The sequence below is a fragment of the Bacillus suaedaesalsae genome, from assembly GCF_016890225.1.
GTDB classification, from domain to species: domain Bacteria; phylum Bacillota; class Bacilli; order Bacillales; family SA4; genus Bacillus_BS; species Bacillus_BS suaedaesalsae.
The window spans coordinates 329,462-351,110 of sequence record NZ_JAFELM010000043.1; the positions used below are offsets into that span (position 1 = coordinate 329,462).

The 21,649-nt window shown below is 36.4% G+C and carries 20 protein-coding genes and 1 riboswitch; of the genes, 3 read left to right on the top strand and 17 right to left on the bottom strand.

Annotated features, from left to right (window positions below; all coding sequences use genetic code 11):
* Positions 1 to 87 precede the first annotated feature (87 nt).
* The 11 genes from JR050_RS18325 to JR050_RS18375 form a co-directional block, all read right to left on the bottom strand.
* Positions 88 to 1,335: a DUF1015 domain-containing protein gene (locus JR050_RS18325; protein ID WP_204205093.1), complete on the bottom strand. Its 1,248-nt coding sequence runs from the start codon at positions 1,333 to 1,335 to the stop codon at positions 88 to 90.
* A 13-nt stretch (positions 1,336 to 1,348) separates the two neighbouring features.
* Complete coding sequence (locus JR050_RS18330; RefSeq protein WP_204205094.1) at positions 1,349 to 2,512, bottom strand: phosphoglycerate dehydrogenase; 1,164 nt, start codon at positions 2,510 to 2,512, stop codon at positions 1,349 to 1,351.
* On the bottom strand, positions 2,490 to 3,602 hold the full coding sequence (gene serC / locus JR050_RS18335) for a 3-phosphoserine/phosphohydroxythreonine transaminase (protein ID WP_204205095.1): 1,113 nt from the start codon (positions 3,600 to 3,602) through the stop codon (positions 2,490 to 2,492). The genes JR050_RS18330 and serC overlap by 23 nt, the downstream gene beginning before the upstream one ends.
* Before the next feature lie 192 nt (positions 3,603 to 3,794).
* Positions 3,795 to 5,687, bottom strand: a complete 1,893-nt coding sequence (locus tag JR050_RS18340) for a sensor domain-containing diguanylate cyclase (RefSeq protein ID WP_204205096.1) — start codon at positions 5,685 to 5,687, stop codon at positions 3,795 to 3,797.
* A 146-nt stretch (positions 5,688 to 5,833) separates the two neighbouring features.
* Positions 5,834 to 6,385: a GNAT family N-acetyltransferase gene (locus JR050_RS18345; RefSeq protein WP_204205097.1), complete on the bottom strand. Its 552-nt coding sequence runs from the start codon at positions 6,383 to 6,385 to the stop codon at positions 5,834 to 5,836.
* A gap of 160 nt (positions 6,386 to 6,545) precedes the next feature.
* The gene (locus tag JR050_RS18350; RefSeq protein WP_204205098.1) at positions 6,546 to 7,121 is read right to left on the bottom strand and encodes an isochorismatase family protein; all 576 of its coding nucleotides are present in this window, start codon (positions 7,119 to 7,121) and stop codon (positions 6,546 to 6,548) included.
* A 1-nt stretch (position 7,122) separates the two neighbouring features.
* On the bottom strand, positions 7,123 to 8,118 hold the full coding sequence (locus tag JR050_RS18355; RefSeq protein ID WP_204205099.1) for a DUF3231 family protein: 996 nt from the start codon (positions 8,116 to 8,118) through the stop codon (positions 7,123 to 7,125).
* 102 nt (positions 8,119 to 8,220) lie between these two features.
* Positions 8,221 to 9,777 (bottom strand): sensor domain-containing diguanylate cyclase, encoded by a 1,557-nt coding sequence (locus JR050_RS18360; RefSeq protein WP_204205100.1) that lies wholly within the window; start codon positions 9,775 to 9,777, stop codon positions 8,221 to 8,223.
* Between the two features lie 208 nt (positions 9,778 to 9,985).
* A complete protein-coding gene (locus tag JR050_RS18365) occupies positions 9,986 to 10,150 on the bottom strand; it encodes a hypothetical protein (RefSeq protein ID WP_204205101.1) in 165 nt (54 codons plus the stop codon).
* 59 nt (positions 10,151 to 10,209) lie between these two features.
* Positions 10,210 to 11,067 (bottom strand): phosphotransferase family protein, encoded by an 858-nt coding sequence (locus JR050_RS18370; RefSeq protein WP_204205102.1) that lies wholly within the window; start codon positions 11,065 to 11,067, stop codon positions 10,210 to 10,212.
* A gap of 10 nt (positions 11,068 to 11,077) precedes the next feature.
* Positions 11,078 to 11,770, bottom strand: a complete 693-nt coding sequence (locus JR050_RS18375) for an alpha/beta hydrolase (RefSeq protein ID WP_204205103.1) — start codon at positions 11,768 to 11,770, stop codon at positions 11,078 to 11,080.
* A 94-nt stretch (positions 11,771 to 11,864) separates the two neighbouring features.
* Here JR050_RS18375 and JR050_RS18380 point away from each other — a divergent pair, with 94 nt between their 5' ends.
* Positions 11,865 to 12,263 carry a hypothetical protein gene (locus JR050_RS18380; RefSeq protein WP_204205104.1) on the top strand — a complete coding sequence of 133 codons (399 nt, stop codon included), beginning with the start codon at positions 11,865 to 11,867 and terminating at the stop codon, positions 12,261 to 12,263.
* Between the two features lie 72 nt (positions 12,264 to 12,335).
* Here the strand turns inward: JR050_RS18380 and JR050_RS18385 are convergent, their stop codons facing one another.
* The 3 genes from JR050_RS18385 to JR050_RS18395 form a co-directional block, all read right to left on the bottom strand.
* Positions 12,336 to 12,731, bottom strand: coding sequence for a gamma-glutamylcyclotransferase family protein (locus JR050_RS18385; RefSeq protein WP_204205105.1), 396 nt, complete (start codon positions 12,729 to 12,731; stop codon positions 12,336 to 12,338).
* Between the two features lie 33 nt (positions 12,732 to 12,764).
* On the bottom strand, positions 12,765 to 13,337 hold the full coding sequence (locus JR050_RS18390) for an ester cyclase (protein WP_204205106.1): 573 nt from the start codon (positions 13,335 to 13,337) through the stop codon (positions 12,765 to 12,767).
* Between the two features lie 222 nt (positions 13,338 to 13,559).
* Positions 13,560 to 14,465 (bottom strand): AEC family transporter, encoded by a 906-nt coding sequence (locus JR050_RS18395; RefSeq protein WP_204205107.1) that lies wholly within the window; start codon positions 14,463 to 14,465, stop codon positions 13,560 to 13,562.
* Positions 14,466 to 14,821: 356 nt separating this feature from the next.
* On the opposite strand from JR050_RS18395, the gene JR050_RS18400 reads away from it, so the two are divergent.
* Positions 14,822 to 16,081 carry an MDR family MFS transporter gene (locus JR050_RS18400; protein ID WP_204205108.1) on the top strand — a complete coding sequence of 420 codons (1,260 nt, stop codon included), beginning with the start codon at positions 14,822 to 14,824 and terminating at the stop codon, positions 16,079 to 16,081.
* 50 nt (positions 16,082 to 16,131) lie between these two features.
* On the opposite strand, the gene JR050_RS18405 is transcribed toward JR050_RS18400, so the two are convergent.
* The 3 genes from JR050_RS18405 to JR050_RS18415 form a co-directional block, all read right to left on the bottom strand.
* On the bottom strand, positions 16,132 to 18,489 hold the full coding sequence (locus JR050_RS18405; RefSeq protein WP_204205109.1) for an EAL domain-containing protein: 2,358 nt from the start codon (positions 18,487 to 18,489) through the stop codon (positions 16,132 to 16,134).
* 96 nt (positions 18,490 to 18,585) lie between these two features.
* On the bottom strand, positions 18,586 to 19,050 hold the full coding sequence (locus JR050_RS18410) for a hypothetical protein (RefSeq protein WP_204205110.1): 465 nt from the start codon (positions 19,048 to 19,050) through the stop codon (positions 18,586 to 18,588).
* The gene (locus JR050_RS18415; RefSeq protein WP_204205111.1) at positions 19,038 to 19,967 is read right to left on the bottom strand and encodes a ParA family protein; all 930 of its coding nucleotides are present in this window, start codon (positions 19,965 to 19,967) and stop codon (positions 19,038 to 19,040) included. The genes JR050_RS18410 and JR050_RS18415 overlap by 13 nt, the downstream gene beginning before the upstream one ends.
* A 159-nt stretch (positions 19,968 to 20,126) precedes the next feature.
* A riboswitch (cyclic di-AMP (ydaO/yuaA leader) is annotated at positions 20,127 to 20,288 on the top strand.
* Between the two features lie 72 nt (positions 20,289 to 20,360).
* Between JR050_RS18415 and JR050_RS18420 the strand changes: the two genes are divergently transcribed.
* The gene (locus JR050_RS18420) at positions 20,361 to 21,617 is read left to right on the top strand and encodes a dicarboxylate/amino acid:cation symporter (protein ID WP_204205112.1); all 1,257 of its coding nucleotides are present in this window, start codon (positions 20,361 to 20,363) and stop codon (positions 21,615 to 21,617) included.
* Positions 21,618 to 21,649 lie beyond the last annotated feature (32 nt).

A 21,649-nucleotide genomic window follows, 5' to 3' on the forward strand; every position in this document is an offset into this window, starting at 1 on the left:
TTGAGTCCTTATTTTCTACAAAATAAGGGATTTTACTTGTGGAATAAATAGGATTAGTTTACATAATTAAATTACAGACAACCGCAACTATTCTAACAGATGTACAAACAGACCAGTTCGAAGCTTTGGTTCAAACCATGTAGACTTAGGAGGCATTATCTTTCCTGCATCAGAAACAGTCATTAATTCAGCTATTGATGTTGGAAACAAAGAAAATGCTACTTGAGCTTTTCCCGAATGAACAGCTTGTTCAAGGGCCTTGAGACCACGAATACCCCCAATAAAATCAATACGCTCATCGGTTCGTATATCATTGATTCCTAATATAGGTTGTAATAACATCTCCTGTAGAATCGTTGCATCTAACAGTTTCACTGGATCTGTGTGATGTAAATCTTTTTCCTTCACCGTTAATTTATACCATTTTCGGTTCACATACATTCCAAACGTATGTTTTTGGTCAGGTCTATAGGATCGCCTCCCTACTTCTCTGATTTGAAATCTTTCTGCTAACTTCGCAATTAAACGGTCTACGGTCATTCCATTTAATGTCGCTACAATTCGATTGTAATCAAGAATTTGAACTTGATCTTGTGGAAATAATACTGATAGAAAGAAATTATATTCTTCTTCGCCTGTATGGTTTGGATTTTGCTTCCGTCTCTTCTCTGCTACTTTTACGGCAGCTTCCGTTCGATGGTGACCGTCTGCTATGTAAACAGATGACACATCTACAAATTTTGCTTGTAGCAGGGAAATGGTCTCTAAATCATCAATTTTCCAAACTCTATGTGTCACACCATCTTCTGCAATAAACGAATACAATGTTTCATGACGAGCCACCCATTTTTTCAAAAGACTATTAACTCCTATGTTGTCATGATAGGTCATAAATATGGGTCCAACATGAGCATTTGTTTCATCAATATGACGAATTCGGTCTTGCTCTTTCGCATGTCTTGTTAGCTCGTGCTTTTTAATATAATTGTCTTTATAGTCTTGAACAGAGCTACATACAACAAGCCCAATTTGTGTATGATGTAGCCGTTGTAATTGGTAAATATAAAAACAATGTTCATCATCTTGAATGAGTATGCCTTCACGAATGAATGTTTCTAGATTTTTCTTTGCATATGCATACACTTTATCGTCATAAGGAGAAACTGTTTCATCAAAATCAATTTCTGCCTTATCAACACGTAGAAATGAATATGGATTGTTCTTTGTAAGCTCTTTTGCTTCAGAAGTTGAAACGACATCATAAGGCAATGCAGCCGTTTGTTCTGCCAGCTCACTTTTTGGCCTGAAAGCTTTAAATGGACGAATGGAAACCATTGCTATCCTCCTTTTATATAATTCGGACTCGTTTAACACCTACAATTTTGGATATTTCATGAACTAGCTCACCTTTATTATCCACATCATCATCTAAATCCATAACTGTATATGCCCAAAGACCTTTACTTCGGTTCATCATATCGGCAATATTGATAGAAAATCGAGCTAATATCGAGGTGATTTGCCCGACCATATTCGGAATGTTTTGATGAAATACGGTCACCCGTCGATTTTCTCTCGTATACGGTAAGTAAACGTTTGGCATATTGACTGAGTTTTGAATGTTTCCGGTTTGTAAATATTGAGCAAGTTGTTTCGCGGCCATAAATGCACAATTTTCTTCCGATTCCTGTGTGGAAGCACCTAAATGAGGAATGGCAACCACATTGTGTAATTCCAGTACCCTCTCATTCGGAAAATCGGTGATATATGTTGCTACTTTCTTTTGCTCAAGAGCTAGTGCTAAGTCTGTTTCATTTACTAGCTCACCGCGTGAAAAATTAAGCAATCTCACACCCGACTTCATCTGCATAAACGCTTTTTCGTTCATCATCTCTTTAGTTTCATCTGTATAAGGAACATGCAACGTAATGTAATCACAAGTTTGAAGTAACTCCTCTATTTGATGGGCTCGTTTCACATCACGAGAAAGCTGCCACGCTGTATTGACTGAAATAAATGGATCGTAGGCCACAACATCCATTCCAAGTGAAAGTGCATCGTTAGCTACTAATACGCCAATAGCCCCAACTCCTATAACACCAAGTCTTTTCCCGTAAATCTCATTCCCCACAAACTCCTTCTTACGAGTTTCTACAATTTGCTCAATGTTCTCGCCTTGCAAGTGTTCTGTCCATGAAACAGCTCGAAACAAATTCCTCGAGGAAGCAATTAAACTCATTACTACTAATTCTTTGACTGCATTCGCATTTGCGCCAGGTGTATTAAACACGACAACACCATTTTCGGTAAGTTCTTGAACAGGAATATTGTTCACTCCAACGCCAGCCCGTGAAACTGCCAAAACGGATGAGGGAATGGTTGTGTCGTTTAACGGATAACTGCGTAGTAATATAGCATCTGGGAAATCGGTGTGAGTCACTTGAATTCCTTCATGAGTCAAAACATCTAAACCTCTTTTTGCTATAGAATTATAGGTCCTTATTTGATACATAATTCCCCTCCAACAAATACGACTGTTCAAACAGCTTCATAAAATCAACAAGCTTCCGTACGCTTTCAATAGACATTGCATTATATAAACTTGCTCTCATACCGCCAGTAGAACGATGTCCTTGTAATTCAAGAAAATCGTGTTCTAATGCAGTCTGGATAAACAGCTGATCGAGCTCTGCATTGTACGTTGTGAACGGTATGTTCATAATAGAACGAAATTTCGGTTCTACCTTTGAATGAAACAAAGGTGAATGATCCAAAAAGCTATACAGTAACCGAGCTTTTTCTTTGTTTACTTTTTCAATTCCTTCAACACCACCTTGCTTTTGTAGCCACTCTAATACAAGTTTAGTCATGTAAATACTAAACGTTGGTGGTGTATTGTATAACGATTTTGTTTTAACGTAAGTTGAGTAATCTAACATCGTAGGACAATTTTGCGGAGCTTTTCCAATTAAATCATCTCGTATAATTACTATCGTTAATCCTGCAGGACCAATATTTTTTTGTGCCCCCGCATAAATGAGTCCGAATTTCGTAACATCATACACTTCAGAAAGAATGTTAGAAGACATATCAGCAACTAGAGGAATATCAAACTCATTAGGTATCGTGTCATATCTTGTTCCTTCGATCGTATTGTTCGTTGTAATGTGAATATAATCAGCAGAAGGATGGTTAGGAAGATGGATAGGTGGAATGTAGGTAAATGCTTTGTCTTCTGATGAGCTTATCATAGTTACTTCACCCATTTTTCGTGCTTCTTGGATTGCTTTTTCCGACCAAGTCCCGGTGTGAGCATAATAGGCGTGGTTTGTGCGATGAAATAAATTGAGTGGCACCATCGAAAATTGCAGTGAGGCACCACCTTGTAGAAAGAGCACTTGGTAGTTGTTTGGGATGTTCATTAATTTTTGAAGTAACTGTTTTGTATCAAATAGTATTTCTTCAAAGTGCTTGGAACGATGACTCATTTCTAAAATCGATAGGCCAGTATTCTGATACGAAGTAAATTCAGCTTGAGCTTTTTTGAGTACAGAATATGGAAGTGTTGATGGGCCAGCGGAAAAATTGGTAACTCTCCTCATTTCATCCCCCTTTTTACTTATTGCTAAACAATTGCTAGCAGATTGATATCAATTGCTATCCTTAGTTTATTTCAGAATATTCACTTTATTGATATTGTAGCACAAATACTAAATCACAGAAGATGTTGTAAACCTTTTCATTTTACAAGTTTAAGATTTTTTTCGACAAAAAAAGACGAGGTTAGTCCTCGTCTATAGTTTCATAATTTCTTCTTCTTGATAACGACATATTCCGTTACGACCAGCTTGCTTTGCACCGTATAGTGCCTTATCTGCTTGTGCAATAACACATTCGCGATTTAGGTCTGATGAGACTTTTACTTGTGTCATTCCAATACTAATCGTCAGTCGATCAGAAGCTGTAGAAGTTTTATGTTCGATATTTAAGTCATAAATGGATTGATGTAATTGATTAGCAATTGTAATTGCTTCTTCTTCTGTTTTATTTTCAAATAGCAGAAAGAACTCTTCTCCTCCATATCTAGCAAGAAAACCATTATGTTCTTTTGATATTTTTGATAAAGTTTTCGCTACAGCTTTTAATATATCATCACCAAGTAAGTGACCATACGTATCGTTGTATAGTTTAAAGCAGTCAACATCAATCATAAAGATTGTGAGCAATTCGTTCTTTTTCTTTGCTTCATTCCATACAGTTTCAAATTTAGTGTCTAATGATCTACGGTTTGGTATATTCGTTAAACTATCTAAATTTGAAAGCTCATGCAGCTTACTATTTGCCTTCTCTAATTCAAATTGAGATTGCTTTAACTCAGCTGTTCGCAGTTGAACCTTTTCTTCTAGCGTATTATTTAACTCTATCAAGCTTGTAGACATTGCCTCTACCTTTTGGAATGTCTTTGCATAGGAAATAGCAAGTATTGTTGATTGAGCTAAAATAAAGAAGAAAAATCCAATGGTTGTATAATCTCCAGTATGGATGATTTCATTGTAATACAAAATATCATTTAGTACGGTTATAGCCAGAACAAACATGGAAATGAGTAGTATTTTTACTCCCGGTGTTTGATCTTTCATTTCACGGTAGAAAACAAAAATGACATACCCAATCATCGTGACCATAACTAACTGTAAATATTGAATGGTATGTGTGAAGATAATCGGTTCTGAAACTAGTACAAAAATAGAATAAATCAAGGCAATCATTTGAAATAATTTAGAAAACTTATTATTCGAGTGTTTTGGAAATACATGAGATAAAAAGATTATAAACGTTACGATACTAACACTGATTGACCAATATTCGATTTTTCGATGCCAAAACCATGAAAAGTTTGGGAAAATATCTACTAATATGGCTTCACCAACAATGAGTGTACGGATACTAATCAATAGGGAAAATATCCCGAATGCAAGAGCACCTTTATCCTTTTTTCTTAATAGGAAAATAATAATGTGATATAATCCAAAAATTGATAGTGAACCTACTAAAAACATATCCTTAGCAATACGTGAGTTAATAATTTTCGTAATATCTTCAGCATCTCCCAAAATTATATCATTGAAGATACCACCCTTTTTTTCATGAAAGTTTGCGATTTGTAAGACGATAGTAATCTTAGTCTGTTCTGGATTGAAGTAGATTGTAGTCGGATCCACTAACGGAATGGAGTCGTCCTTTGTTGTTCCTGTTTTCCCTATATCGAGTTTAATCTCGTTATTAATCCAGAGCTTTGCACTATTAGAAATTGAGGGTATATAAATCCCCATTGGTTTTCCTAGTTGATTTTCGCTAACGGAAATTTCAAGGAAATAGGTGGCATAGCCTCGCCCGGGTATTACCTCTCCATTAATGGTACTACCGACCCAATGATGAGGAAAATTTACGAAAGTGGCATTATTTTTGTAGATTTTATCTGGAGTAAGAAGTTCCTTCCAGTAAATCCCCCATTCTCCTCTAAGCTTAACAGGACCTTCTTCCTCGAAGTTCCATTTATCTAACGAAATGTTGCCTTTATCAGCTCTAATTTCGGTACTAGCATATATACTATTAAAAGGAAATAGTGAGAAAGTCGAAAAAAACACGACTAAAATTACCAATATCCCATTAGATACTTTTTTCATATGCGCTCTCTCCGCTCATCATAACATCCTACCTATTATACTCCAAAACTACTAGTTTATATAAGGAAATTCGCCAAGATTCACCATGTAATATATGGTAATGAAAGGGAGAGAGACTTCTGTCCTCTCTCCTCGTTTTTATGATTTTATTTGTTTAAGGCTTCCCATTCAGATCGTAAAATTCCCATGATAACACGGTCGTAGTGTTCTCCATCTCTCCAAACGGCTTCACGCATTTTACCTTCTTGTTTAAACCCTGCCTTTTCATAGGCACGAATTCCTTTTTCGTTATACTCAATTACGTCTAATCCTACGCGATTTAAGTTTAGTTCATGAAATGCATATTGAAGAATAAGCTTGATTGTATCCGTCCCATACCCTTTTCCACGGAATGTGGAATCGCCAATACCAATTGCTAGCATTCCTGATCTGTTATTCCATTCGACACTATGAATGACAACAAATCCAATTAGTTCATCATTTTCAAGTGTTCTCACGCGGAAATAAAAGCTACCTGTATTGCGGCTTTCTTCTTCTTCTAATTGATTAATAGTTTTGATTTTCGCAATATCTGTATCTACATTTCGTAAATATTCCGCATCTTCATGCCATTTAGCCATCATTTCAACGTCACCTGGCTTCGGCGCTGTTAGCTTTACAAGAGTTCCGTGAAAGAAATTTGAGTAATTAATTGTCATTTTTGTTTTATTCTCCCTTAAGTTTGATTGTTTTCACCTCATTATATATATAAACCATTGTCGTTTTACGCAATATTCTATCCCCTTTACGTCCATATAGTTAAATATTACTAGTATTGGTATATTTCTGCAATATAAAAAGCAACGATCGATGTCGTTGCTACACGGAATATGTAACTTCTTGTAGGATTTCTTCTGTTGTTACGATTGTCGCGAATTCTTTATGAAGCATGGCAAGTTCAAGTTCTTGCACACTCTCAGGCGGATGGATTTTTCCATTAGCATCTTTTATTTCAAAAGCAGCAATAGCATCATGTACTAGAAAGGTTTGGAAACCTAGATTTCCACTCATTCGAGTTGTGGTGGAAACACAATGCTGTGTGGAAAGACCAGTAATGACAACAGATTTTAATTGATGATCATTTAAGTAAGTTTGTAATTCTGTTCCGATAAATCCACTGTTCACATTTTTCGTAAAGATTTTTTCACTTGGTATTGGTTTTATTTGTTCTTTAAATGCTGTGCCCTCTTTGTTCGTATGGTGAAGGGGGGATTTCGGTTGTAGGGACAGATGTTTCGTATATATAATGGTTCCGTTCTTTTGTCTCCAGACTTCTTGTAGTCGGGCTATATTTGCCTCTGCACCGGGATTATTTCGCTCTCCCCAATACGGATCGTCAAACCCGTTTTGAACATCTAGTATTAACAGTGCGGGCAATTTCATTACTTTTTGCATATTACTTCAACTCTCCACGGTCTACATTCATCGGTGGCTGTTCAAGCCATTGATGTTTTATCATCAAATTCATGCCGTCATCCGAATAGGTCAGCATTTCTGTAATAAGCTGGGCATATCTCGCGCCTATGTCTCTTTTAATGGAAGACGCTAAACTGAATCCGTATTGTTCAACACCACCTGCATTCAGCACTGAGCCGTGAAACATGAGAAGTTTATCAGAAAAAGGTGATTCTGTTGAGTCAGTCACATGAGTATACCAAGGTTTTGAAGCAGGTAACTCCTCTTTCTGTAAAATGGAACTAAATTGTTCGATTGTTTTGTTACATAAGTCCTTTCCCCTAGTGATAAAATCTTTTACATCTTTATTAGAGGCAACTTGAGCAAATCCAATCATTAAAGTCTTCACAACTTCAAGTGTAATGAGATTAAAATATAAGTTTGCAATTTCCATTGAGATTAAAGGGCGTTGTTTCCCGAGGAACCCTTTCATAAACCCTAATTCTTCAATCATCTCTGGGTGGTTACTATCTGGGATATATGGAGGTCTGATATATAGCCCTTTCGAAAGTAATAGCATCTTTGTGCGTGTGTTTAGCTCAGTTGATGAACTGATGCATTTTACATAAAAATCATGCACATCTTCTCTTGCCGTCATACTCAGTGCTTTCGAATAATACATGAGCCCCTCATTCGCAAGGTTATGTAAGTACAGTAAAACAAACTCATCTGAAAATAGTTTTGGTGCCTGAAGGTTGACATCGGCTTCAGTAAACCCAATTGGTACTGGATATTTTTCTTTTGTGAATGTCTCTTTCACAAATTGTGTATGCTTTTTTGATAAGTCTAAAGCAAATGATAAAATGTCATGAATTTCACTGTCTTCACATTTCTCTATGTAATACGAAAGGCAACAGACTGCCATACTATCTACCATATAGTTCGTCCATAAGTAAGCTTTTTCATTTGCTGTTAATTTAACAGGTTTGTGCTCCATAAAATCCCCCAACTCATACATTATTATAATTTATAATTTGTAATGAATTGGTATTTTATTCAATCTCTCCTTCATTAAAAAACTAGCCCTCTCTTACAAGGACTAGTTCAGCTCATCAACACGTACAATACGGTTTCGACCATCATTTTTCGCTTTATATAATGCCTGGTCTGTTAAATCGAGTAGTTCAGTAAAATGTATCGAGTTTTTCGGCATGTTTCCAATTCCGATGGAAATGGTGACTTTTTTTCCAATTGGAGTTTTCGATGTTTTAATTGTTTTCCTTAATCGTTCTGCTAGTTGATACGTTGTTTCAACATCTGTTAGTGGGAGCAGGATGACAAATTCCTCTCCTCCGAAACGGAATGCAATGTCATTTTCTCTTGTTATGTTTCGGACAGTATTTGCTATAAACTTTAATACTTCGTCTCCCATTAAATGTCCATATTGGTCATTCACTAATTTAAAACGATCAATGTCAAACATAATGACAGAATAGTCATGAAAACTAGGGATCGTGTTGTTTAGATGGCGACGATTAAATAATCCAGTTAATGCGTCAACTGTTGCTTCTGCTTCAAACGTTTCAATCTGTTCCTTATAGTAATCTACCATTAGGAACATCGTTTTCTTCAGTTCATTTAATTCTAGGTACCGATCAGGAATGGTTGGTGTTTCAATGTGATGTTGTTTATCTGCGACATCACGAGCAAATTCTGCAAGCTTTCGCAGTGGATTGGCAATGCGCTTTAATAGTAACAACGATACGATAAAGACTAAAATAATGATCAAGATTGCTGATATTGCAACTTCTCTTACCATTACATATGTCGGTTCTTCTACTGCTTCTTTTGGAGTTTGACTGACGACTCCCCAATTCGCTGTACCAACGTATGCAAATCCAGCCAGCATTGAAATTCCTTCTGTGTTCACAACTTCTGAATGACCTTCATCCCCATTTGTCACATGTTTAACAACATGATTTTCGATTGCATTATCACTTATTCGCTCTTTTTCTGGATGATAAATGATGTTCCCTTTTGAATCGACCACATACACATAAGAGCCGCTACGATGTTGCGGGTGTAACGCTAACATACTTTGAATGCTATTTGGTGCATCGAGGTAAATCGTCCCTCCAATAAATCCTTTATACGTACCTTTTTCATCAAAAACCGGATGTGACAGGAGTATAATAATTTGTTTGGAAACACCTACATATGGCTCGGAAATGGTAGGTGCCTTTTTCCGTAACGCTTCCTTTACACCAACCGATTTAATTTCTACACCTTCTAATCCAAAATGAGGAGCGGAACGGACAATTATCCCTTTTTCATTCACATAAAAAACCGAGTTAAAGAAATTCGTACTATCTAGTACATCATTGATCTCTGCATATGCTTCATCTGGGTTTGTGTAAATGGTTGTCATATGTTTCGCACTTGTTTTTAATGTTTGAAGCATATTTTTAAATAAGTCATCTGTTAGATTCGCTAATTTTTCCGCATAAAATTGATTTTCATTTAAAAAGCTTCTCTCTAAATTTTCCTTACTTTCTTTTACACTTGATATCATACTTGCCATAAATGTACCAAGCATTGCAAACGTAAGTAATATTAAAATTAAGGATTGTAGTCTCATCTTAGAGCTGCGTTTCATCTGTATTCCCACCATTAAGTTAAAAAGTTAATTACTATTTCTATATCGGTTGAATTTGAATTTTTTATAGAAATAGAAATAAATTAAGGTTTGCGGTATTGTCATATTCTCAAAATATCCAACAAGTTTCTATCTCTTTATGAATTTATCTTAAAGATAAAAATCATAAGAAAGGGATTGTTCAAAAATGAACAAATCCCTAAAAGTTCTATAAAGTAAATCCTTGTGTACGGTGTTGCAGGTTTTCTGCCATTTTCGTAAGTTCTTCTGCTGCACTTGTAATTTCTTGCATGGATGCACTAATTTGGTCATATGAAGCGCTAATTTCTCTCGTGCTTTCTGCATTGTTTACAGATTTTTCGGATGTGGTCAATAATTGAACAGTAGTTTTATATGCCAGTCTAAAAAAGAGAAGGATTTCCTTCCCTTCTCTTATCTGTAAGTTTCTATTCCATTTTCAAATGCAATCGGATCGTTATGCTCGATCCCATGTAGAGCTTCCTGAAGGGCAAATGTGCTACGGTAGAATTTCACTCGTTTTGAGACCTTTTCTCCTTCTGGATATAAAGAAATACAGGTTTCATAGAATGCATTTCCATATGAAGACAACAAGCCTGCAAGGTCATATGCGGGGTCCCCTATACCTGAGCCGCCAAAATCAATGATACCTGTTATTTGCGAGGTTTCAGGACTCCAGAGAATATTAGACGAACCGAAGTCTCCATGAATGAGAGTTTGGTTGATTGGTTGCTTCTGATTATGGAAAAAAGCTTCGAACGTTTCTGTCACTTCCATTTGTGCATCTTTTCTCATAAATGGAAATAGTTTTGTTTGTATACGTGAGTATAGATATTGGAACGTATTGAATAGATCAGTTTGTTTAAGCTGTAACATTTGAATTGGTGCTGAATGAACTTCTTTTAAGAAGGTAACGAGTTGAATAGCTAGATTTTGCTGTATCTCACGATTTACTTCCTGAAATGCGTTTTTGGATAGCGTAACCCCGTTAATCTTTTGGTAGCCTGTAAACACCCTGCCTACCTTTAACTCTTCAAAAGAAGTGTAAGTTGGATTCGGGATTGATAGTGTTGTCACATCATTTATGGAAGTAAGTATTTTAACTTCTGTTAACAAGTCTCGAATGCCTTGTTCATATTTTGGAAATCTGAAAACAAGTGTATCATTAATGATTACAACATCATTATTTTGTCCTGTTACATCTATTACAGCTTTTTCAATTGTGATAGTTGGATAAACTTCTAATATTCGGCTCGTAAAATTTGTCGTCATAATTTCCCTCTTAAAAATTATTCTGTAACCACTTAACAATGTCATCAACCATTTCTGGTGAGATTGTGTGGTTAATCTCCTGATATGTATTAAAATGTATGTGTTCATAGCCTTGTTTAGTTATGTATGAATAATAATCTTGTTGTCCCTCTATAGAAACGATTGAATCTAGTTCTCCGTGCATGAGTAACATCGAAGTATGATAGTTCATTTCCTTTTGTCTTGGATCATAGTGGGCAAAAACTTTTTGTTCTGCAGAAGTTAATGGTTGTCTCCCCGAATTTATTCGAAAAATGTTTTCGGAAGTAAGGTAAGAGCCCGAACCGTTTATATTAATTAGTCCTGCTATCTTATGGTGATTCGAGATGATACCGTTTGCGATAAAACCGCCCATGGAACTACCTAGTAAAATCAGCTTTTCCTCTGGAATGGCTATTTCTTTTATGAACAGGTTGAACTCGTTAATCGTGTGGAAAATCGTGTTCCAAAAGTATTTTTGCATGATTGGTATTTCAAATGGATTGGGAAGTGGATTTCTTGTGTCGTGATAGATGATTTCTGGAACGATGATTTGAAAACCTTGTTCCGAAAGAATTGTGGCTAATTCGTGTTGACTTTCTATGGCTGATCCCCAGCCGTGATAAATGATGATTGTTTGTTCTTTACTTTTGTTGGTTGGTTGATAAACTTTTTTGGCTATCATATAGTTTTCCCTTATTAGTTTACTAGATTTTATTTGGTATAAATGACCAAAAAACAGGCATACTACGGTAACAACCATTTGAAAGGATGTTTGGATGCTGCTATTTATTCGTACTCAAATTGTTGCGATTTTACTTGGGATTGGGTGGGTATTTCTTCTGAATATATTAGCATTTCTGAATCACCCAGACCGATTAATTGAACAAATAACGCCGATTAAATACGGATTAGTCATACTTACGGGTGTTTTTTATTTTCTCTTTATGAAAAATTATACTGGAAGACGATGGCCCGCACTACCACTCATTTTTATTCCGTATGTCTTCGTTTATCATCCTCTTTTTCCGATAATACAGCGCTATATGAAAATTGGCTCGAAAGGTCATTTAATGAATGTTGAGTCCTTTATCTTGAATACGAGTCATCTTTTTTTATTCGTCGTTCTTGTTGCGATTGTGTTGAGTATTATGTTTTCAAGAAAGCCCATTTCGTAACCTATTCCTCATAGAAAAATGTCTCAAAACCGTTATAAACGATCTCTTTCTAGGTTTGTTCGAAAACAACCTTCAAAGTGAGTTAGATGCTCTGTTTTTCCAATTTCCGGATGAAATGGCGACTTTCCCGTTACGATTGTCATTCATGATATAGACGAATCCTTTTATCTCTTCTGAATTGATATAGATGGTTTGAGTGATTCGTTCATATAAGTTATTGCTTTTACCTTCTACGTATCCTTCTAAATAATCGAGCTTTGTTAATTCCAGTAGATTGACCTTGTATAACTCCCCAACTACTTTTTTCGTATCAGTTGGTAGTAATGCAGGATATCCTTTTCCGGTGTCGATCATTATGCCATCAGTCCAACAATCTTCTGATACGAACACCGCATCCTTCAAGAAATGATGATTTCGCTCCCCTTTGCGTAATGTACCGTATACAAATACGTTTATCGTCCGTTCCATTAAGGATGCCTACCTAAAAGCTTTGTACAATTATTATTGTTCCGAAGCCAAGACAAAAGAAATACATCCACAACCACGAGCTGAGATGATGTTTCTGTCTTTTACAAGTAATTCTGAGGAGTAGTTTTTAGTATTTGTAAACTCAGCCCTTATTGAAGCAGCTTCTTTATTCTGTAAAAATACTTCATGTGTATGTTTTTCGAATGCCCCTAGTTCATTAAGGATCGCAGCATCACTATTTTCACACCACACATCACTTACTTTTCCATCTTCAAAGTAAAAAATCATCATACCAGTTTCTTTCACACGTTGGTTACTTGATGGGATGTTAAACCAGCCACCTTTATAGGTCATCCAGCCTGTATAGCGGACAACGAGTTTAAAGTCTTGTTCAATATAATCGTTGATCGTCCACTCGTCGTCATGAAATGTTTGGCGGTACCAGCCCATGAAGGACTTTAGCTGTTCGGTTGTGCTTTTGGCACCGTTTCGAGCGTGATAAGTAAAATCTTCCGTTGTGAGTTCATCTAAAATATGTACATTTCCTTTTGTAAAGTACTCTTGAAACCACTTTTCGACTACGATTCTTTTATGTTCAGTAATCATAGGACATCTCTCCTAGTGTGTTTGTATGTATGCCTTTATTATAACGGATTGAGTGAAATTGATAGGTTGGTAGTTGTGACAGGTTAGTTACAGTTTTTGGTAATGTAATCACATATTCTCTTTTGGCAATGAAATTGTTTGTTTAGACTCGTATTTCCATGAATCGGTGCGTAAATTTCAATTTTCGCTCGCAAATGAAAAAAAGCACCATTCACAGGTGCTCTACGTTAAGATGGCTAGTACAATCGGCAACGTAATAATACTTCCAATTGTACTGAGTAACGTGACTGATGAGACAAAGTCTGGTTTTGTGTTGTATTCAAGCGAAAGTAACGTGGTATTTGCGGCAGACGGCATCGCTGCCATCAAAATCATGATGCTTTGTACAAGATCCGAAACTGGTAATTGACTTGCAAACAACCAGGCGACTACTGGTGCGATAGTGAGCTTGATGAGTAACGAATAGATCGTTTTTTCATGTTCGATGTTTTTGATTGTAATCGTTGCAAGCTGCATGCCAAGCACGATCATCACAGTTGGAATTGCAGCATCAGCGACAAGTTCGATGCTTTGATAAAACGTTTTTGGAATGGTGATATGGGTAAGTTGTAGTGTGACTCCAAGTACTGAGCAATATACTACGGGCATTTTCAGTACGGCTAATGCTGCACCCTTGAAGCCTGTTTGCTTCTCGCTACTGCCCTTTGCCGCATAATACACACCGATTGTACTCATGATGAGTGATTGAATAACCATTAAGATGATGGCCACATCAAAGCCAGCTGCCCCAAACGCAAATAATGCAACAGGAACTCCATAGTTTCCATTATTCATGAACACCGAGGACAAAATGAGCGAACTCGTTTCGCTTTTCGAATACTTTTTTATGTATGAAACAGCATACACAATGGAAATCAGGCCAAAGCAAAGACCAAGTGCGAACAGAAAAAGGTAAAGATAATCAGTATTAATGTCATTTTCATAGAACGTACGAAAAGCCAGAAACGGAGTGAGCAAATACACCGCCACCCTCGAAACGTTCCTCGGTTCAATACGTAAAAATTTCTGCCCAATAAACCCGATTGCAAAAATAAAAACTACCGGCAAAAGCACCATCAAAATATCCATTCCTACACCTTCTATCTATAAACTAACGTATACGTATCCTTTTCACCTGCTTCTATTTTATTACTATCCTACTAAAATAACACTAATTAATTCGATAGCCGCAACAATCCTTTACCCCTTTAAAGCAATGGGGGCCTGTCCCCCATTGCTTTAAAGGGGTAAAGTTTATTGTCATTTTGTAGGATTGGGTATATAATTCGTTATTGGTATTTATTTCAAGTCTGGTTTTTGTTCCGAAGAGATTAGTATTTTCTCAGACTAAAGTATGACTGATGTTTCCGTCTGTGTGCTAATGGATAGAGACGGAACTGTTGGTATATTTTACATAGATTCATAGACAACAAGAGGTGAAGGAAATGAAGTTTAGGGATTTTCATATTAACATTAAGATTCGAATTGTAGAGACGTTTTTAAGTAGGATGGTCGGTGGAATGGTGTTTCCGTTTATGGCGATCTACTTGGCGAGTCATTTTAGTGCAAAGGTTACGGGGATGCTGCTTTTATTGAACGTTGTGATTGGTGCAGCTGTTAACTTTCTTGGAGGATATATTGCGGATAAATATGGCCGTAAGAAGATTATGGCATTTGCGGAGGTGCTTCGCTTCCTTGCCTTTGCGACAATGGCAGTTGCGAATTCTCCATGGTTGGAGTTACCTGTTCTTACTTATTTAATGATGACGGTTAATAGTATTTGCTGGGGCTTAGCGGGTCCAGCAAACCAGGCGATGCTAATTGATGTATCAAGTCCTGAGCAACGTAAATTGATGTACTCGATCACGTATTGGGCTTCTAATTTATCGATTGCGCTTGGTGGTATTATCGGAGGGATTTTCTTCAAAGAATACTTATTTGAACTATTCACCGCCGTTGCCTTTTCAGCATTCATCATTGCTCTCATGGTACTTTTCTTAATTAAAGAAAGCTATGTTCCAAAAGCTACGGAAACGAAAACGAGCTTTAGCCCACTAGAAATGTTTAGAAGTTACAAAACAGTTGTCCAAGACAAGCTTTTCGTTTTATTTATTCTTTCTCACTTACTCATCATATCGTTAGAAATGAACTTAACGAACTATATTGGTATTCGTTTATCCAATGACATGCCCGTTCAGCCTTTCTTTAACTGGAACATTGATGGTGTAGCGATGCTAGGGATTTTACGAACGGAAAATACGATTCTTGTTGCTCTTACTTCCCTATTTGCGGTGAAGCTAATTTCAAGCTTTAAAGACAGAAACGTTATTTTACTAGGTTCCACTACGTTTGTAATTGGCTATGCCATTATCGCGTATTCAAACAACATTTGGTTACTGTTTATTTGTATGATCCTCGCTACGGTTGGAGAAGTCATCCGTGTACCAGTTGAGCAATCTTATTTAGCTTCAATACCACCTGATGATCAACGCAGTTCTTACATGGCATTAAACGGCCTTACGTTTAACGGTTCGATGATGATTGCCTCACTTTTCGTAACGCTTAGTGCTTTCCTCCCTTCCCTTTGGATGGCAGTCCTTGCACTTGCAGTGGGGTTAACTGGAGTAGCTATTTTAATCAAAATCATTCCTGGATTAGAAGAACGCAGAGCAATACGCGAGAAGCAGCACTCTCAATCTGCATAAATGAAAAAGAAGTAACGAATCACTCAAAAAGTGAACCGTTACTTCTTTTTTTATTTTATAATGGCTATTTCTTTTAACAGCTTTTCGTATTCATCACTTGGTAGTGGTTTCGAGAAGTAAAACCCTTGTACTTCCTTACAGCCAAGCTCTTTTAATACCCTCAGTTGTTCTTCAGTTTCAACACCTTCTGCAATTACTTTTAGATGTAAGCTTCCCGCCATCGCGATAATCGTTGCTACAATCTCAGCGTTTTCTAAACAAATATCAATAAACAGCTTATCTATTTTTAATCGGTCAACATGCAGTTTATATAAATAACTTAATGAGCTGTAACCTGTACCGAAATCGTCAATACTAATCTCAATTCCTAGTTCACGAAGCTTTTGCAGTGTTTTATTCACATACTCCTCGTTCTTCATCACGATTCGTTCTGTAATTTCTAACTCTAGCATACTTCCATCAATGTTAAATTCACGCATATTTTTTAATAAATAATGAATAAAGTCCTCTTGAAATAAGCTATCCATCGAAATATTCATAGAAACTCGTACTGGTTGTAAGCCCATTTCGGTCCAGGATGCAATTCGTTTACAAACTTCGCGAATTACATACCTTTCAAGCGGAACAATAAGTCCTACTTCTTCAGCAAGTGGTATAAATACACCTGGTGATATAAAGCCTTCTTTCGGATGCATCCAACGTAACAGTGCCTCACAGCCGATTACCTCATTTTTGTACACATTCATTTTCGGTTGGAAATATAACATTAATTCTTTGTTATCAATGGCTCTTCTAAAATCATTCTCAAGTGTCAAATCAAATTGATCATTAATCATGTCATGAGAAAAATGAGCAAACTTATTCGCACCATTATCCTTTGCTTGGTACATTGCTATATCGGCAAACTTCAATAATTCATCAATTTCTCCCGTATCATGAGGAAACGATGCAATACCGAGGCTTGCTGTCACTAACAATTCAATGCCATACACTTGAATCGGACTACGAAATTCATGAATTAACTTTTGAGCCGTCAACGTTACATTTTCTGTTTCGGGAACAATGATTAAAAATTCGTCCCCACCAAGTCTTGCTACTAAGCAATCTTCTGGAATAACATTTGTCAGACTTTTAGCCACTTCCACTAAGAAATAATCTCCAAACGTATGTCCAAAGTTATCATTGATTCGTTTAAATCGGTCAAAATCGATGAGAATAACCGAAAACACTTGATTGTCATCAACTAATTCATCTAACACTTCTCTTAGCTTTCTACGATTTGGTAAATTCGTTAGTTCATCATAATAGGCTAAATGCTCAATCGTTTGCTGTGCTTTTTTAGCCTCAGTAATGTCTTCAACGATACCGAATGCACCTATTACAACCTTATCTACGATAATTCTTACTGCATTAATTTTTACATCTATTAAGGAACCGTCTTTTCTGATTACTTGTGATTCAATATTTTTAGTTTCACCAAACAAAACGCTGTTCATATTTTTTACTACCCATTTTGTTCGTTCCTTTGGGAGAAGCTGTGCAATATTGAGTGTTAGTAATTCTTCCTCGGAATAGCCTGTTAACTTTATGCCTTCCTTGTTCACACTCGTTATAAAACCGCTTAAGTCAATTGAAAATACAGCACTATGATTATGATGCTCCAGTGATTGATATTTTGATAAAGCTTTCATTAAGATTTTTTCACCAAATATATCTGGGACTAACATTAACAATAAGTTAGACACGATCATAAAAATGAATGGTACTAAATATGAATACTGAGGTGCTTCACCAAAAACAGATTGTAAATCTAGTATAGATATTAATAGAATATAAGGAATACCCGCTATTGACGTTCCAGCTAACATTCCTGCTATGAATTTCCAGCTCTTTTTCGTTGTGAAAATGTCTTCATTCGTGACTTGAATTAAGAATCGCAGAGTTGAAAAGGACATTCCTACTACTAAAATAATAGAAACAATCAATAATATCGGCTTGATGTCGATTAAATCCTGATACAGTACATAAAAGCCCCCTAATTCGGCGCTTAAAATGACAATAGCTAACATAATGGATCCGATAATATAACGTAATAAATTAAATGTTTGATATTGAGCCAAATAAATCGCTATATATGAACCAGTAAAGCATAATAAAAAGTTCGTTGCGAAATACAACACATAATTATTCGTTGAAAACGGAATGTCTATGGTGTAGGCAGTAAAAAAGTGACTTAACCAAAAGGTAAAGCCCATCACAACAGCGGAGATGATTGTTGTTCTCACTTTATTTTTTGATAATTTAATATTACGACTTGAATTGATCCCAATAAATGTTGCCACCATGGAGAATAAAGAAGTGATCAACACTTCGAAAATATGAAAATAATGAAAGGTTATCTGAAACATGATCGTATCCTCTTTGATAGAATTTGTCGAAACTAGGTATATACTCCTTATTATAGCGAGAAATATAGGATTCAGATAGACCCCTTCGTTAAATATTTATCTGGAAAATGCTTCTCCTCTTTTTCGAGCCCGAATATTTCGCTTAACTGTTTGCAATAACTCCTCTTTCTTTCCTTTAATCTCACGATGCTCTCCCGTTAAAATGGTGTAAATCAGCTTTAAATCTAACGCTGTAGTATGAGATAAAATATGAGTTTCACTATGAATCTCAAAAAATGTAATAACATCTTCACTGGAGCGAACGTGTTCAAAATTTACCTTCGTCCCTTTTAGGTCGTTATATTTTCTTTCATTTAATAAGGCGAGACTTTCCCTAAACGTGTTTTCCTTCTTCCGCACCTGCTTTTTTATAGGATTCGATTCTACCTTTCCATGTAACGATCGAATTATCTCCTCTATTTTTCGAATATCTTTTCTTAATGCATTTTCATCTATCGCTACGTACATCGACTTAAGTTTTTCTAAATAATGAATAATCTCGTTTTTCCCTACCTGAGCCATCGTTTATCACCTATGACTGCAACTGCATGAGATCGCTTTCCTTCTAAACTAGTTACGATTTCGTCTGTTAACGGTTCGTACTCTTCACATAACGTTCCGTTCGCCGTGTTTCTTGCAATATGTTCATTACTTTTAATAATGGTGTCAAATAAATAGTTGGATTGTAGTGAGCCAATGTTAATCTTCTTTAACTCGTCCTTTAGTTCTTGTAACTCACTCGTATTATTAACGGTTCCTTTTTTTAACGTCTCAAATATACCTAATAACCTTGGCTTCTCACCAAAACAAGCTGTAGCAATCAATGAATGATCACTTGATGTACATCTCTTTTCAAAAATAGAATCTACTGTTTTAATATAATGCACGACTCCACGGATGCTAAGCGTCTGAATAATAGACGGAATCACATAATAATCTGATAGCAAAAATGCTCCTTGTGTTAACATCGTGTTACTAGGTGGACAGTCAAACAAAATATAATCAAACTCTTTTTCAATTTCGCTTTCCTTAAAGAATTGCTGTAAAGGCAGTAAATCGTAAAAGTCATTTGAAAGCTTTAATGCAAGTTCGTCGAGTCCTCCACCTGTATAAAAGATGTTTGAAGGAATGAAATGAATACCTTCTTTTGTCTGTTTAACTAAGTTACTACAAGTCATATCAAACTTTAATAATGGAAACTTCTTCCGTTCATTCCACATGTCATATATATAGTTTAGGCATTCGTTGTCTTGTAACGTATCGAGTGTTATGTCGGTTTTGGATAAACAAATCTCGCTTAATGAACATTGTGGATCAAGATCTACCAATAATACTTTTCTTCCCTTCGTAACCATATGTAACGCAATTTGGTAAATACTTGTCGTCTTTCCTACTCCACCCTTGTAATTACCAACAAATAGTTTCGTAGCTTTCGTCAAAGGCACTTCCCCCTTTTCATCAATTCATTACAATGTACTTGAAGTATTGCGATTTATATTCCTATTTTTAATCTCCTGCTTTTTGGAAAATTGTTCTGTTTCAATTAAAAGTTCATATAATTGACATAAAGAGATGTAATTCGTTATGATTATAAAAATTGAATAATAAAGCTTAATCCCATATGGGAACGGGGGAACCAACTTATTACCGTGGCATTCGTGTCACAGGGGTGAATCCTTTTTACTAGTTTTCTAGTTAGGTAGGGTGTCTCTACATCCGAATCCGCCAGCTAACCTCGTAAGCTACAGTAGAGACCACAACTTTTTAATTAACCACGATGGGGTTCTCTCTGTCGTGGTTTTTTATATTTAAAAATAAAAGGAGGTTTTTCAATGGAAGGAAGCAACAGATTAACGAGAAACATTATTATCGCTCTTATTCTAGGTTTACTTCTTGGTTTTGTGTTTAACTTTTTTGCACCTGATTTCTTTGCTGATTATTTGAACCCGTACATCCTTTATCCTCTAGGTACACTCTTCTTGAACTTAATTAAAATGCTAGTTGTACCACTTGTTCTAATTTCGATTACGTTAGGGGTCGCAGGGCTTGGGGATCCTAAGAAACTTGGAAGAATCGGAGCAAAAACAATTGGTTTCTTCCTAGTTACTACAACAGTAGCGATTGTGCTCGCAATAGCAGTTGGTTACATTATGAAGCCTGGTGCTAGTGGAAACTTCGATACGTCAAATGCTCAATTTGAAGCTGCTGAAGCTCCATCATTTGTCGATACATTACTCGCAATCATACCAACAAATCCTATTGATGCGATGTCAACTGGAAACATGCTTCAAATTATTACATTCGCAGTATTTATCGGATTAGCACTTGCTGTACTTGGTGACAAAACGAAAGGTATTTTAAACCTTTTCGAACAAGCAAATGAAGTGATGATGTATCTTGTACACTTAGTCATGAAACTTGCTCCAGCCGGCGCATTTGCATTAATTGCTTCAGCAGTTGGGAAGCAAGGCTGGGACGCATTCCAAGTAATGGGACTATATTTCATTGCCGTACTCGTTGCTCTACTCATCCATGTAGTGGTAGCTTACGGTGGATTAGTATCATTCCTAGGTAAAATGAATCCTTGGAAGTTTTTCAAAGGTTTTACACCAGCTATGTCGGTTGCATTCAGTACATCAAGTAGTTCGGCTACACTTCCAGTTTCAATGGAAACAGCTCAAAACAATTTAGGTGTTCCGAAATCGGTTAGTAGTTTCGTTCAACCACTTGGCGCAACGATCAACATGGATGGAACAGCCATTATGCAAGGTGTGGCAACTGTATTTATCGCACAAGTTTACGGTGTTGACCTGACAATGAGTCAACTTCTCATGGTTGTTCTTACTGCCGTTCTTGCAAGTATCGGAACAGCTGGTGTCCCAGGCGTTGGATTAATCATGCTGGCGATGGTATTAAAAGCTGTTAACCTACCAGTTGAAGGTATTGCCCTAATCATCGGTATTGACCGTCTGCTTGATATGACAAGAACAGCCGTTAATATTACAGGTGACGCAGCATGTGCAGTCATCGTGGCGAAATCAGAAGAAAAACATACAACAACAGATAGTAATCAAGGTGTGTCAGTATAAAAAATAGTAAGAGGCCAAATCAGTTTATGATT

Bases quoted from the DNA above. Each gene is read 5' to 3' on its own strand.
- JR050_RS18340 (WP_204205096.1), bottom strand. From the start codon at position 5,687: ATGAAAAAAGTATCTAATGGGATATTGGTAATTTTAGTCGTGTTTTTT.
- JR050_RS18380 (WP_204205104.1), top strand. From the start codon at position 11,865: ATGCTGCTATTTATTCGTACTCAAATTGTTGCGATTTTACTTGGGATT.
- JR050_RS18355 (WP_204205099.1), bottom strand. From the start codon at position 8,118: ATGGAGCACAAACCTGTTAAATTAACAGCAAATGAAAAAGCTTACTTA.
- JR050_RS18370 (WP_204205102.1), bottom strand. From the start codon at position 11,067: ATGACGACAAATTTTACGAGCCGAATATTAGAAGTTTATCCAACTATC.
- JR050_RS18360 (WP_204205100.1), bottom strand. From the start codon at position 9,777: ATGAAACGCAGCTCTAAGATGAGACTACAATCCTTAATTTTAATATTA.
- JR050_RS18325 (WP_204205093.1), bottom strand. From the start codon at position 1,335: ATGGTTTCCATTCGTCCATTTAAAGCTTTCAGGCCAAAAAGTGAGCTG.
- JR050_RS18390 (WP_204205106.1), bottom strand. From the start codon at position 13,337: ATGATTACTGAACATAAAAGAATCGTAGTCGAAAAGTGGTTTCAAGAG.
- JR050_RS18420 (WP_204205112.1), top strand. From the start codon at position 20,361: ATGGAAGGAAGCAACAGATTAACGAGAAACATTATTATCGCTCTTATT.
- JR050_RS18345 (WP_204205097.1), bottom strand. From the start codon at position 6,385: ATGACAATTAATTACTCAAATTTCTTTCACGGAACTCTTGTAAAGCTA.
- JR050_RS18405 (WP_204205109.1), bottom strand. From the start codon at position 18,489: ATGTTTCAGATAACCTTTCATTATTTTCATATTTTCGAAGTGTTGATC.
- JR050_RS18385 (WP_204205105.1), bottom strand. From the start codon at position 12,731: ATGGAACGGACGATAAACGTATTTGTATACGGTACATTACGCAAAGGG.
- JR050_RS18410 (WP_204205110.1), bottom strand. From the start codon at position 19,050: ATGGCTCAGGTAGGGAAAAACGAGATTATTCATTATTTAGAAAAACTT.
- JR050_RS18350 (WP_204205098.1), bottom strand. From the start codon at position 7,121: ATGCAAAAAGTAATGAAATTGCCCGCACTGTTAATACTAGATGTTCAA.
- JR050_RS18330 (WP_204205094.1), bottom strand. From the start codon at position 2,512: ATGTATCAAATAAGGACCTATAATTCTATAGCAAAAAGAGGTTTAGAT.
- JR050_RS18400 (WP_204205108.1), top strand. From the start codon at position 14,822: ATGAAGTTTAGGGATTTTCATATTAACATTAAGATTCGAATTGTAGAG.
- JR050_RS18375 (WP_204205103.1), bottom strand. From the start codon at position 11,770: ATGATAGCCAAAAAAGTTTATCAACCAACCAACAAAAGTAAAGAACAA.
- JR050_RS18395 (WP_204205107.1), bottom strand. From the start codon at position 14,465: ATGGATATTTTGATGGTGCTTTTGCCGGTAGTTTTTATTTTTGCAATC.
- serC (WP_204205095.1), bottom strand. From the start codon at position 3,602: ATGAGGAGAGTTACCAATTTTTCCGCTGGCCCATCAACACTTCCATAT.